The 12,405-nt window shown below is 72.9% G+C and carries 10 protein-coding genes; 8 read left to right on the top strand and 2 right to left on the bottom strand.

The features are described from left to right. Nucleotides 1-31: 31 nt before the first annotated feature. From ACW0Q9_RS23460 to ACW0Q9_RS23450, 3 genes are read left to right on the top strand one after another with little or no spacing between them, the layout of a single operon-like run. Nucleotides 32-490, top strand: a complete 459-nt coding sequence (locus tag ACW0Q9_RS23460) for a hypothetical protein (RefSeq protein ID WP_456184727.1) — start codon at nucleotides 32-34, stop codon at nucleotides 488-490. A gap of 18 nt (nucleotides 491-508) precedes the next feature. After that, complete coding sequence (locus ACW0Q9_RS23455; protein WP_456184725.1) at nucleotides 509-1,051, top strand: hypothetical protein; 543 nt, start codon at nucleotides 509-511, stop codon at nucleotides 1,049-1,051. Nucleotides 1,052-1,078: 27 nt separating this feature from the next. Further along, complete coding sequence (locus tag ACW0Q9_RS23450; protein WP_456184723.1) at nucleotides 1,079-2,584, top strand: flotillin family protein; 1,506 nt, start codon at nucleotides 1,079-1,081, stop codon at nucleotides 2,582-2,584. A 60-nt stretch (nucleotides 2,585-2,644) separates the two neighbouring features. Here ACW0Q9_RS23450 and ACW0Q9_RS23445 read toward each other — a convergent pair whose 3' ends face one another. Beyond that, on the bottom strand, nucleotides 2,645-4,684 hold the full coding sequence (locus ACW0Q9_RS23445) for a S8 family serine peptidase (protein WP_456184721.1): 2,040 nt from the start codon (nucleotides 4,682-4,684) through the stop codon (nucleotides 2,645-2,647). 182 nt (nucleotides 4,685-4,866) lie between these two features. After that, nucleotides 4,867-6,327, bottom strand: a complete 1,461-nt coding sequence (locus ACW0Q9_RS23440) for a CCA tRNA nucleotidyltransferase (RefSeq protein WP_456184719.1) — start codon at nucleotides 6,325-6,327, stop codon at nucleotides 4,867-4,869. A 132-nt stretch (nucleotides 6,328-6,459) separates the two neighbouring features. On the opposite strand from ACW0Q9_RS23440, the gene murJ reads away from it, so the two are divergent. From murJ to ACW0Q9_RS23415, 5 genes are all read left to right on the top strand, one after another. After that, nucleotides 6,460-8,199, top strand: a complete 1,740-nt coding sequence (murJ, locus tag ACW0Q9_RS23435) for a murein biosynthesis integral membrane protein MurJ (protein WP_456184717.1) — start codon at nucleotides 6,460-6,462, stop codon at nucleotides 8,197-8,199. Nucleotides 8,200-8,629: 430 nt separating this feature from the next. Then, the gene (locus ACW0Q9_RS23430; protein ID WP_456184715.1) at nucleotides 8,630-10,243 is read left to right on the top strand and encodes a protein kinase domain-containing protein; all 1,614 of its coding nucleotides are present in this window, start codon (nucleotides 8,630-8,632) and stop codon (nucleotides 10,241-10,243) included. A 43-nt stretch (nucleotides 10,244-10,286) separates the two neighbouring features. After that, on the top strand, nucleotides 10,287-11,018 hold the full coding sequence (gene sigM, locus ACW0Q9_RS23425; RefSeq protein WP_456184713.1) for an RNA polymerase sigma factor SigM: 732 nt from the start codon (nucleotides 10,287-10,289) through the stop codon (nucleotides 11,016-11,018). Then, nucleotides 11,015-11,980, top strand: coding sequence for a hypothetical protein (locus tag ACW0Q9_RS23420; RefSeq protein ID WP_456184711.1), 966 nt, complete (start codon nucleotides 11,015-11,017; stop codon nucleotides 11,978-11,980). Before sigM ends, ACW0Q9_RS23420 begins: the two co-directional genes overlap by 4 nt. Before the next feature lie 177 nt (nucleotides 11,981-12,157). Beyond that, nucleotides 12,158-12,405 (top strand): NAD(P)/FAD-dependent oxidoreductase (locus tag ACW0Q9_RS23415; RefSeq protein WP_456184709.1); only part of this gene is annotated, 248 nt, incomplete at its 3' end.

Genomic DNA, 12,405 nt, shown 5'->3' with positions numbered 1-12,405 from the left:
GGCCACCGACGGCACGAAAAGGACCCATCGGGTGGGGAAGCTGGGTTGGTCCTGCACCGACTTCTGCGACTTCACCTGGATGCGGGGCGGTCGGGAGGTGGGGCTGACGCTGACCGCCCGTGACGCGCCGGAAAGTGAACCGCGGGATCTCGCGAAGGGCGTGCAGCTCTTCTCGGCCGACGACGGCCGCCCCACCCGCCTCGTCACCGTGCCGGGCGCGCCCGCCGGCCCCGATGCGTGGTCGCCGGACGGAAAGCTCGTGGTCGTCCAGGGCCAGCGGGAACCGCTGCTGGTCGAGACGGCCACCGGCCGGGTGGTGAACCCGCTGCCCACCGCCGACGTGGTCTGGGTCACCGACGACCGGCTGCTCTACCGCCGGCCGAACGGGTCGCGGGACTTCGTGCTCGCCGACCCCGCCGGCCGGGAACTGGTCCGCCAGCCACTGCCGAAACAGCTGGTCGACCTGGAGGTGACCGTCGCGCCGCGCTGACCGTTCGCTCAGTAGTCGATGTTGCACGCCATCGATACCGTGCAGGTCGTGGCCACGGGGACGCTCATTTTCCTGATCATCGGCGGGGCCGGGGTCGGCGTGCTGACGCTCGCTCTGCTCGGGTCGGGGGTGCTCCACCTCGGCCATCCGGACGTCGACGGGCCGGTGTCGCTGGAGGCGGTCGCCGGGTTCACCGGGGCGTTCGGCTTCGGCGCCGCGATCGTCAACGAGCTGCTCGGTGGGCGTACCCCCGGGATGATCGCGGCGGCGGTGGCCGGCGGCGTGCTCGCCGCCGTGCCCACCGGCTGGCTGGCGGCCCGGCTCAGCCGCGCGGCCCGGAACATGCGCACGGACGCCACGCCGACCCGGGACCACCTGGTCGGCGCCATCGGCCTGGTGGTGACCCCGGTCCCCGCCAACGGCTACGGCGAGGTCCGGGTACGCCTCGCCGGCCAGCCGGTCAAGCTCAACGCCCGGGCGGACCATCCGATCCCGGTCGGCGCCCGGATCTTCGTGGTCGAAGCGCTCAGCGAGACCAGCGTGCACGTCGAGACCTACTGATTCCCTCCAGCACAGACGGGAACTCCCATGCCTCTGCTCGTCGCCATCGGCGGCGCGGTCCTCCTCGCCGTCGTCCTCGTCCTCTTCGTGCTGTCCCGGATCAAGGTGGCCGGCCCGAACCAGGCCTTCATCGTCACCGGCCGCAAGGGCCGGACCACCCAGACCGCCGACGGCGGCCGGTCCACCGACATGTCCGGGCAGAAGGTCGTGCTCGGCGCCTCGGTCTTCGTCCTGCCGGTGGTGCAGAAGCTCCAGTCCCTCGACCTGTCCAGCCGGCGGATCGACGTCGGCATCAAGGGGGCGGTGAGCAAGCAGGGCATCCGGACCGACCTGCACGGTGTGGCCATCGTCAAGGTGGGCGGCACCGAGGACGCGATCCGGGCCGCCGCCCAGCGCTTCCTGAACCAGCAGGAGGAGATCGACAACTTCACCCGGGAGGTCCTGGCCGGCGCGCTCCGCTCGATCGTCGGGCGGCTCACCGTCGAGGAGATCATCCGGGACCGGGCCGCGTTCGCGAGCGCGGTGGCCGAGGAGGCCGAGCACTCGATGACCAACCAGGGTCTCGTGCTGGACACCTTCCAGCTCCAGGACATCCTGGCCGAGGGGTCCTACCTGGCCGACCTGGGCCGGCCCGAGGCGGCCCGGGTGCTCAAGGACGCCGCCATCGCCGAGGCCCGGGCCCGGCAGGCGGCCGAGCAGGAGCGGCTGCTCGCCGAGGAGGCGATCGCCGAGGCGAACCGGAACCTGTCGCTCAAGCAGGCGGCCATCCAGGCCGAGATCGACGCGGCCAAGGCGAAGTCGGCGGCCGCCGGGCCGCTCGCTCAGGCCGAGCGGGACCAGGCGATCCTCTCCGAGCAGCAGAAGGTGGCCGAGCGCAACGCCGAGCTGAAGCAGCGCCAGCTCGACACCGAGGTGCGCAAGCCGGCCGACGCGGCCCGCTACAAGGTGGAGCAGGAGGCCGAGGCGGCCCGCAACGCGGCGGTGCTCACCGCCGACGCGCAGCGGCAGGCCACCATCGCCGCCGCCCAGGCCGCGGCCGAGCAGGCCCGGCTCACCGGTGAGGGCGAGCGGGCCCGCCGGGCCGCGCTGGCCGAGGCGAACGCGATCGAGGGCGCCAAGGAGGGTGAGGCGGAGCAGCGCCGGCGTTCCGCGATCGCCGAGGCGGTCGAGCGCGAGGGTCAGGCCGAGGCCGCGGCCATCCTGGCCAAGGGGCAGGCGGAGGCCGACGCCATGGCCCGCAAGGCCGAGGCGTTCGCCGCGTACGGCGAGGCCGCGGTGCTGGACCTGCTGGTCAAGGTGCTGCCGCAGGTGGTTGAGGCGGCCAGCGCCCCGATCGGCGCGATCGACAAGATGACCGTCATCTCCACCGACGGCGCCTCGTCGCTCACCAAGTCTGTCGCCGGCAACGTGGCGCAGGGCCTCCAACTCGGCAGCGACCTCACCGGCATCGACCTGGCCGGGCTGCTCGCCAAGCTGGGCAGCGCACACACCAACGGCAGGAACACCGTGGACGGCACCGCCGTCACCCCGTGACACGACGGCGCCCGCCGGTTCCCCTGTCGGGGATGCCGGCGGGCGCCGTTATGTGGTCGGTCAGATGACCGCGACGACGAACTTCTCGCCGATGCCGAGACCCAGGGTCTCGCTGTTCCAGTCGATGGTGCGGCTGGAGATGAGCTGGCTGGTGCCGGTGCTGCCGGCGGTGACCGCCTGCCCGTCGACGTAGGCGCGCAGGTAGATCGAGCCGTCCGGGTTGTAGTCGAGGAAGTCGAACGTCTCCCACGGACCGATCGAGGCGGACCGGGCGATCAGCGGCTTCGCGCCCGCGCTCTCCGCGGCCACGAACTTGCCGTTGATCAGCGCCTTGAGGCCGAAGAAGCCGTCGCCGACGCTGACGATCTCGAACTTCTCCCAGGCCCCGACGGTGGTGGCCCGGGCGATCAGCGGCTTGGTGCCGCTGCTCTCCGCGGTGACGAACTTCCCGTTGGCCAGCGACTTGATGCCGACGATCGGGGCGGGCGCGTCGAAGTCGAACTTCTCGGCGGTGCCGATCGCGGTCTTGCTGGCGATCAGCGGCGAGGTGGTGCTCGGCGCCGTGACGTACCGGCCGTTGACCGCCGCCTTGAGGCTGATCGTGCCGTCGGTGTTGTCGATGATCTGGAACTTCTCCCAGGCGCCGATGGCGGCGGCGCGGGCGATCAGCGGCTTGGCGCCGGCGCTCTCCGCGGTCACGAACTTGTTGTTGATCCGGGCGCGCAGGCCGTACAGGCCGCCGCCGGCGTCCACCACGTCGTACTTCTCCCAGGCGCCGATGGTGGTGCCCCGGGCGATGAGCGGCTTGGTGCCGGCGCTCTCCGCGGTCACGTAGCGGCCGTTGACCCGGGCCTTGAGGCCGTACGAGCCGCGGGCGGTCGGGACCGTGCCGACGTGCAGCAGCCGGTCGATCGAGCCCATGGTGTCGTGCACAGCACCGCCGAGGCCGGTGGTGACGATGGAGTCCCGCACCTGCTGCGCGGTCCAGGTCGGGTGCGCCTCCAGCAGCAGCGCGGCGGCACCCGCCACGTGCGGGGAGGCCATCGAGGTGCCGTTCATCGCCACCGAGCCGTTGGTGGTGCCCTTCGCGGCGGAGACGATGCCGGTGCCCGGGGCGAAGGTGTCCAGGCAACGGCCGTAGTTGGAGAACCAGGCCCGGAAGTCCACCTGGTCGGTGGCACCGACCGTGATGGCCGCCGGCACGTTCGCCGGGGAGACGCCGCAGGCGTCCTGCATGCTGTTGCCGGCCGCGACCGCGTACGTGACGCCGGAGGCGATGGAGCGGGCGACCGCGTCGTTGACCGCCTGGTCGGTGCCGCCGAAGCCGAGGCTCATGTTGGCGACGGCCGGCTTGACGGCGTTGGTGGTCACCCAGTCGATGCCGGCGAGCACCTGCTCGCTGGTGCCGCTGCCCTCGCAGTCCAGCACCCGTACGGCGACGAGGTTGACGGCCTTGGCCACCCCGTACTTCGTGCCGCCGATCGTGCCGGCGACGTGCGTGCCGTGGCCGTCGCAGTCCTGCGCCACGTTGTCCTGCTCGACGGCGTCGTAGCCGTTGCTGGCCCGCCCGCCGAAGTCCTGGTGGGCGATGTCGATGCCGGTGTCGATGACGTACGCGGTCACGCCGGACCCGGTCGCCGGGTAGGTGTAGCGGCTGTCGGTCTTCGTCTTCGTCTGGTCGATCCGGTCCAGGCCCCAGGGCGGGGTGGTCTGGGTGTCGCTGGCGGACCAGCGCTGGACCTGCTGGACGTAGGCGACGTCGGGATCCGCCGCGAGCTTCTCCGCCTGCCGGCGGTTCATGGTGGCGGAGTAGCCGCGCAGGGCCTTGCTGAAGACCCGGCGGACCGAACCGCCGTGCTCGTCGGCGAGGGCCGACGCGCTGGCCCGCACCTCGGCGGGGGTGGCCTTGCCGTCCTTGAGCACGACGATGTAGCGGTCCGGCACCGCGCCGGTGGCGTCGGCGCCGCGGACCTCGGCCCGCGGGGTGCCGGGCGGGTCGGCCAGGGCCGGGCCGCCGGTGGCGGCGCAGAAGATGGAGGTTGCCGAGGTGAGGGCGAGCCCCACCAGCGCAGAGCGGCGCAGCGCGCCGTGGCGTGTCACCGAGTTTTCTCCCCGTGTCCGGCGACCGTCCGGATCGGACGGGCGGATGCGATCAGATCGGCCTCACCGTCGAGATAGGGAGGCCTGCGATGACCACCATCATGCGGGAGACATCGACCGACGCGCGTCAACCGTTCGGTCGACACGCCGGCGTATCGTCGTCGCTTCCGGGCCGGGCGGTGTCAGCCGGCGACGCCCTGCTCCCGGGCCCAGCGCAGCAGCTCGGCCTCGGCCTCGTCCCGCTCCAGCGGGCCGCGCTCCAGCCGCAGCTCCTTCAGGTACTGCCAGGCCCGCCCGACCACCGGCCCCGGCGGCACGCCGAGCAGCTCCATGATCGCGTTGCCGTCGAGGTCGGGACGGACCCGGGCCAGGTCCTCCTCGGCGGCGATCCGGGCGATCCGCTCCTCCAGCGCGTCGTAGTCGGCGGCGAGCTGGGACGCCTTGCGCCGGTTGCGGGTGGTGCAGTCGGAGCGGGTCAGCTTGTGCAGGCGGGACAGCAGGTCACCGGCGTCGGTGACGTAGCGGCGGACGGCCGAGTCGGTCCACTCGCCGCGGCCGTACCCGTAGAAGCGAAGGTGCAGGCCGACCAGCTTGACGACCTGGGCGGTCACGTCCTTGGGATAGCGCAGCGCCTTCATCCGGGCCTTGGTCAGCCGGGCGCCGACCACCTCGTGGTGGTGGAAGCTGACCCGGCCGTCCGTGCCGACCGCCTTAGTGGCCGGCTTGCCGACGTCGTGCATGAGCGCGGCCATCCGCAGGACGAAGTCGCAGCCGTCCTCCTCCATCGACATGGCGTTGCTGACCACGGTGAGCGTGTGCTCGTAGACGTCCTTGTGCTGGGCGTGCTCGTCGATCTCCAGCTTGAGCCCGGTCAGCTCCGGCAGGAAGCGCTCGGCCAGCCCGGTGTCGACCAGCAGCCGCAGCCCGGTGAGCGGGTCGGCGCCGCACAGCAGCTTGGTGAACTCGTCCCGGATCCGCTCGGCGGTGATCCGGTCCAGGTCGGCGGCCATCCGGGTCATCGCCTCGCGCACGTCTGGGTGGACGCTGAAGCGCAGCTGGGCGGCGAACCGGGCCGCGCGCAGCATCCGCAGCGGATCGTCCCGGAACGACTCCTGGGGCGTGCCGGGGGTACGGATGATCTTCGCGGCCAGGTCGGCCAGGCCGCCGTACGGGTCGGTGAACCGGTGGTCGGGAACGCTGACCGCCATCGCGTTGACGGTGAAGTCCCGGCGCTTGAGGTCGTCGACCAGGTTGGTCCCGTACTCGACGATCGGGTTCCGGCTGACCTGGTCGTACGCCTCCGCGCGGAAGGTGGTGATCTCCAGCCGGAGCCCGTCGCGCTGGCAGCCGATGGTGCCGAACTCCCGCCCGGTCTCCCAGATCGACTCGGCCCAGCCACGGATGATCCGGATGGTCTGGTCCGGGTGGGCGTCGGTGCAGAAGTCCAGATCGTCACCGAGGCGACCGAGCAGGGCGTCCCGGACCGAGCCGCCCACCAGGTGCAGTTCATGACCGGCCTGGGCGAAACGCCGCCCCAGCTCGTCGGCGACCGGGGAGACGCGGAGCAGTTCGGCGACGGCGTTGCGCTGCGCGGCGGTCAGGTCGCGACGGTCGGCGGCGTGGGAGGCGGAGGCTTCGGACATGGGATCGCCAGCCTATCGGTCCGGGGCCGTGGCTCCTGCGCCGGGCGCGGGTAACGGGCCGAGGTTGACTAAGGTTTCGGTTGGGCGGGGCCGGCCAGGCCCGGTTCTGGCGTACCCCTTGGAGGCTGGGAGATGGGCGGCGGGCTCTACCGCAGCGCGAACGCGTCCGGCGGCGGCCTGCCGCCGGACGACGGCGCCACCTTCATCTCGGCGGAGCCGCTGAACCAGCCCGGCGTCGAGGCCACCGCGCCGCCCCAGGAGGTGGTCGCCGAGACCAGCGCCGCGGCGAACAGCGCGGTGATGGCGATCGGCAGCCTGGTCAGCCGGGGCACCGGCTTCGTCCGGAACCTGATGGTCGGCGCGGCGCTGGGCAACCTCGTGGGCAACGTCTTCACCACCGCCCAGTTCCTGCCGAACCAGGTCTACGAGTTCCTGCTCGGCGGCGTGCTCACCAGCGTGCTGATCCCGGTGCTGGTCCGCCGCCGCAAGACCGACCCGGACCGGGGTGAGGCGTACGCCCAGCGGCTGCTGACCCTGGCGGTGCTCGCCCTGGCCGCCACGGCGCTGATCGCGATGGCCGGCGCATCGGTGCTCACCGCCCTCTACGCCAGCGGCAAGGACGAGAGCTACACCGACCTGGTCACCAACCTGTCCTACCTGATGCTCCCCATGCTGTTCTTCACCGGCCTGAGCGCGCTGATCGCCGCGGTGCTGAACACCCGGGGGCACTTCGCCGCCCCGATGTGGGCGCCGATCCTCAACAACCTGGTGGTGATCGGCGCCTTCGGCCTCTACATCCTGATCTACGGCGCGGAGGCGATCCGGCCGGAGGACATGGGCTGGGGGCAGATCCTGCTGGTCGGCGGGGGCGCCCTGCTCGGCGTGGCGGTCCAGGCGGCCGGCCTGCTGCCGGCCCTGCGCAAGGTCGGCTTCCGGTGGAAGCTGCGCTTCGACTTCCGCGAGCTGGGGCTGCGCGAGCTGGCCCAGCTCGGCGCGTGGATGTTCTGCTACGTCGCGGTCAACCAGCTCGGCCTCTTCGTGGTGGTCAACCTGCTCACCCGTGCGGCGGGCGAGGACAGCGCCGGTCTGCTGATCTACAACAACGTCTTCCTGCTGCTCATGATGGCGCACGGCATCATCGCCGTCTCGATCATCACGGCGCTGATGCCCCGGATGAGCGCGGCCGCCGCCGACGGCCGGTTCCACGACGTCACCGCGGACCTGTCCCGGGGCACCCGGATGGTCACCGCGGTGCTCGCGCCGATCGCGGTCTGCTACGCGGTGCTGGCCGGCCCGATCTCGGTGGTGGTCTTCCGCTACGGCGCCTTCACCGGCGACAACGCGGTGGCCACCTCGACCGTGCTGCTGGTCGCGGCGATCGGTCTGGTGCCCTTCGCGATCAGCCAGCTCTTCACCTTCGCCTTCTACGCGCTGCCGGACACCCGCACCCCGGCCCTGGTGAACATCCCGGTGGTGGCCCTCCGGGTGCTCCTCCAGATCGGCCTCTACCTGGCCTTCTCCGCCACCTTCGCGGCGGCCGGCATGATGCTCGGCAACGCGATCTCGTACGTGGCGGCGGCGGTCATCTCGGCGCTGCTGCTGCGGCCGCGGGTGGGCCGGATCGGGCTTGGCGGGATCATGCGGACCATGGGCCGGGTGGTGGTCGCCGCGCTGGGCGCGGCCCTGGTCGGCCTGCTGGTGGTGAAGCTGCTCCCCGGCGACCCGGCGCACCTGAGCTGGCTCGCCGCCGCCGTTCAGCTGGTGATCGGTGGCGTGGTGATCGGCGTGACGTACCTCGGGCTGGCCATGGTGCTGCGGATCGGCGAGATCACCGAGGTGGTCGGGATGGTCCGCCGCCGGCTCGGGCGGTGACCTCGACCAGCACCGATGACGGACCGTGAACGAGGATCACCAGCCTGGGGATACGGCTGTGGATAACTCGGTGTTCCGCCGCCCAATGGGCCTCTCGGCCTGTGGACAACCAACCGTACGGCTGAGGGTGAGCGGCCGGAGCAGGGGAAACTCCCTCGGGTCACAGAGGCCGCCACACCCGGTGCGCCCCTGCGCCGACTACTTGCCGTCAACCTCTAGATTGGGCGTGCGTGTCCCAGCGACGTGGCCGGACCCGGCCGTTACCCGGCCGATCCCTGCGGTCACTGGCGTCCCACCGGCTCCGGCGGGAAGATGACATGTCGGAGAACCGGGCATCCCGGGTAAGGTCGCTCTCGACGGGTACGGCAGGTGCCGACGTGGGCGTCGACACCGGTCTGCCGGTTCCAGCCAAGGCAGAGCGGGAAGCCACATGCCCAGCAGCACGGGTCCATCGATCGACACGATCACCGAGGGAGGACGGGTGACCCAGGTCGGCGAGGGTCAGGAGGCGGAGGAGAGTTCTCCTCCGGTCGTGACCTTCGGTGCTCCCACGGCCGGTGAGATCCTTGCCGAGCGTTACGAGCTGGTCGAGCACATCAACAACGACAGCGCGGGCCGGCTGGTCTGGCGCGGGGTCGACGTCGTCCTGCGCCGCCCCGTCGCGGTGGTCCTCCGCTACCCGGGCGGCGACTCCGCCACCGAGATGCTCCAGGCGGCCGTCGCGGCCAGCCGGGTGATCCACCCCAACCTGGTCGGCGTCTACGACGCCATCGACGAGGCCGACCGGGCCTACGTGGTCCGCGAGTGGGTGGACGGGCAGTCGCTTCGCGAGCTGGTCGCCGCCGACGGTCCGCTGGACCCGGCCCGGGCCACCGCCATCGGCAGCGCGGTCGCCAGCGCCCTCGCCGCCGTGCACGCCACCGGAATGGTGCACGGCAACGTCCACCCCGGCACCGTGATGATCAGCGACGACGGCCGCGTGGTGCTGGCCGACGCGCGGACCGACGGGGCGGACAGCCAGGAGAACGACCTGCGCGCGGTGGGCGGAGTGCTCTACTTCGCCCTGACCGGCCACTGGCCGCACGGCGAGGCCCCGCTGCACGGCGCCACCGCCGGCCACGGTCGCGCCGCCCTCCCCGACGCGGTCCGGGACGCCGGCGGCGCCATCGCCGCGCCCCGCCAGGTGCGCGCCGGGGTGCCGGCGTACCTCGACGACCTCACCATGGACCTGCTCGACCCGGAGATCGCGCCGCCCTCGTCGGACGTGCTCTCGGCCGAGCTGAACCGGCTCGACATCCCCGCCGACGAGCACTTCCTGGAGCAGGCCGGTCCACTTCGCTTCACCGCCGACACCGGTGAGGAGCCCTCGCCGCTGGCCGCGGCCGGCGGCCGCAAGGTCGCCCTGGGCATCGCCGGCCTGCTCGCGGTCGCCCTGGTCGGGCTGCTCATCGGGATCAGCGCCCTGGGCGACGACAAGGAGTCCGGCAAGGAGCCGGTGGCCCAGCCGACCAGCAGCGCGCCCGCCGGGAGCGGCACCGGCACGCCGGCCGCGCCGGTCCGCAAGCTCACCATCCAGGACGTCCGGATCATCGACCCGGACAGCCGGGACCGCGCCGAGGTGCGGGACGCCGAGAAGGTGATCGACGGCGACCCGAACGACGGCTGGGAGACCCAGAGCTACCGGAACAACGGCAAGTTCGGCGGCCTGAAAGACGGCATGGGCATCTGGATCGACCTGGGCGCCCCGCGCACCGTCAAGTCGATCCAGGCCACCCTGTCGTCCACCGGCGCCTCCGCGGAGCTGCGCGCGGGCACTCGCGAGTTCGCGTCCAGTTCCTCCGAAGACAAGAAGCTCGTCGCCGCCTACACCGAGCGGATCGGGCAGCCGTTCGAGGAGCACGACGGCACCACGATGACCTTCGACGGGTTCGACCCGGAGAAGAAGTACCAGTACCTCCTCTTCTGGATCACCGAGCTGCCGGAGAAGGACGGCGGCGGCGGGTGGAAGCTCGGGGTCCAGGAAATCACGGTCCAGGGCTCGTGAACCGTTCGCCGCACCCGGTGCACCGCCTCCGCCGGACGTGGTGATGGCCGGTCGCGGTGGGCTCACCCCCGGGCCGGCGACCGGGGACGGCCCGCCGGCCGCGGTGTCCGACCTCGACCTGCTGCGGGCGCACGTCGCCGGTGACCGGGACGCCTTCACCGAGCTGTTCCACCGGCACCGGGACCGGCTCTGGGCGGTGGCCCTGCGGACGGTCGGCGACCGCGAGGAGGCTGCCGACGCCCTCCAGGACGCGTTGCTCTCGGCGCACCGCGCCGCGGCCCGGTTCCGGGGCGACTCGGCGGTCACCACCTGGCTGCACCGGATCGTGGTCAACGCCTGCCTGGACCGGATCCGGCGGCGCCAGACGCACGCCACGGTCCCGCTGCCCGACGGAGTGCACACCGACGGGGAGCCCGGCCGGCACACCGGCGGGGTGGAGCCCGCCGCGCCGGCACGGGACCACGACACCGCCCTGGTGGTCCGGCAGGCCCTCGCCGCGCTCCCCGTCGAGCAGCGGGCCGCACTGGTCCTGGTGGACGTGCAGGGCTACCCGGTGGCCGAGGTGGCCCGGATGCTCGGAGTCGCCGAGGGGACGGTGAAGAGCCGGTGCGCCCGGGGTCGGGCCCGGCTGGCCGTGCTCCTCGGGCACCTGCGCACCGGTTCCGACGAGGCCGCGGACGTGCCCCGGGTCACCGGCGGGAACCCGCGGCAGCCCGAGGGCGTCGGATCCACGTCGGGACGGTCCCGGCCGGACGCCAGCCAGGAGGAGACGTGACTTCCCGGGAGTTCAGCGAGGTCGACCACGACCTGCTCGCCGACTACCTCGGCGGGGCGCTGGACGGCACCCCGGAGCAGGCCACCGTCGCCCGGCTGGTCGAGCAGGACCCGGCCTGGGGCGAGGCGTACGCCGCCCTGGCCCGGGCGGTCGAGCTGGTCCACGCCGACCTGGCCGACTGGGCGGCCGAGCCCGCCCCGGAGCTGCCGGCCACCGTGGCGGACCGGATCACCGCGGCGCTCACCGGCGCCGGCCCCGCCCCGACCGGCGACCTGGCGGCCGACCCGGCCGACCCGGGCTCGGCCCCGGCCGCCGTGCCGGCACAGCCGGGCCGGGGTACCCGTCCGTCCGGCGGGACGGGCCGGCCGGGCCGGAACACCGGACCGGGTCGCCGCTCCCGACGCTGGGCCCGGCTCGCCGGTCCGGTCGCACTGGCCGCCGCCTCGGTGACCGCGGTCGGGTTCGGGGTCAGCCACCTGGTCGACGCGGGCGCCGGCCGGATCACCGGGACGGCCGACAGCGCCGGCAGCCGGGCGAACGGCGAGGCCGCCCCGCTGGCCGCCGCGCCGTTCCGGACCACCGGGCCGCCCCGGCACAGCGGCACCGACTACACCCCCGACGCTCTCGCCCGGGGGCCGGCCACGTTCGACAGGTCCTCCGCGGGAAGCGGCAAGGCGAGCCCCGCGACCGGGCAGGACGAGCACCGGGTCTCGGCCGCCACCGGGCTGGACCGGCTGGCCCGCCCCGAGGCGCTGGCCGCCTGCCTGTCCGAGATCGGCGCCGAACACGGCGCCGGGCCGCTCACCGTCGACCTGGTCGACTACGCCCGGTTCCGGGGCAGCCCGGCACTGGTGGTCACCTTCACCGACGCGGGCGGCGCCCGGTGGGCCTGGGTGGGCGGACCCGAGTGCGGGGTCCCCGGGTCCGGCGCGGACACCCGGTACACCACGCGGGTAGGGTGAGGTCGCGGTCACCCGGGCGTGTCCTGCCGCGTGACGTGACCCACCGGATGCCCGACTCGGGAATCCCCGCTTCGTACGATGACGTTCTGCAAGTCAGGCGCCGGCGCCGCTGAGCCGTCGGCACTCGGATCGACATCGGTGCGCGCCGGTGACGAACACACACATCGGGAGACGGCAGTGGACGAGGTCCGCAACCTGATCATCATCGGCTCCGGGCCGGCCGGTTACACGGCGGCGGTCTACGCCGCGCGCGCCAACCTCAAGCCGCTGGTCATCGAGGGCGTGCAGTCCGGCGGCGCGCTGATGACCACCACCGAGGTGGAGAACTTCCCCGGGTTCGCGGACGGCATCCTCGGCCCCGAGCTGATGGACAACATGCGCAAGCAGGCCGAGCGGTTCGGCGCCGAGTTCCTCACCGACGACGT

This window comes from Micromonospora sp. I033 (assembly GCF_053890995.1).
Note: the sequence above shows the minus strand (reverse complement) of the source record. Positions and strands in the feature narration are given on the sequence as shown.

What these genes read in the sequence shown, in the direction of transcription:
- ACW0Q9_RS23455 (WP_456184725.1), top strand. Translation starts at nt 509, where the DNA reads ATGTTGCACGCCATCGATACCGTGCAGGTCGTGGCCACGGGGACGCTC.
- ACW0Q9_RS23450 (WP_456184723.1), top strand. Translation starts at nt 1,079, where the DNA reads ATGCCTCTGCTCGTCGCCATCGGCGGCGCGGTCCTCCTCGCCGTCGTC.
- ACW0Q9_RS23440 (WP_456184719.1), bottom strand. Translation starts at nt 6,327, where the DNA reads ATGTCCGAAGCCTCCGCCTCCCACGCCGCCGACCGTCGCGACCTGACC.
- murJ (WP_456184717.1), top strand. Translation starts at nt 6,460, where the DNA reads ATGGGCGGCGGGCTCTACCGCAGCGCGAACGCGTCCGGCGGCGGCCTG.
- ACW0Q9_RS23430 (WP_456184715.1), top strand. Translation starts at nt 8,630, where the DNA reads ATGCCCAGCAGCACGGGTCCATCGATCGACACGATCACCGAGGGAGGA.
- sigM (WP_456184713.1), top strand. Translation starts at nt 10,287, where the DNA reads ATGGCCGGTCGCGGTGGGCTCACCCCCGGGCCGGCGACCGGGGACGGC.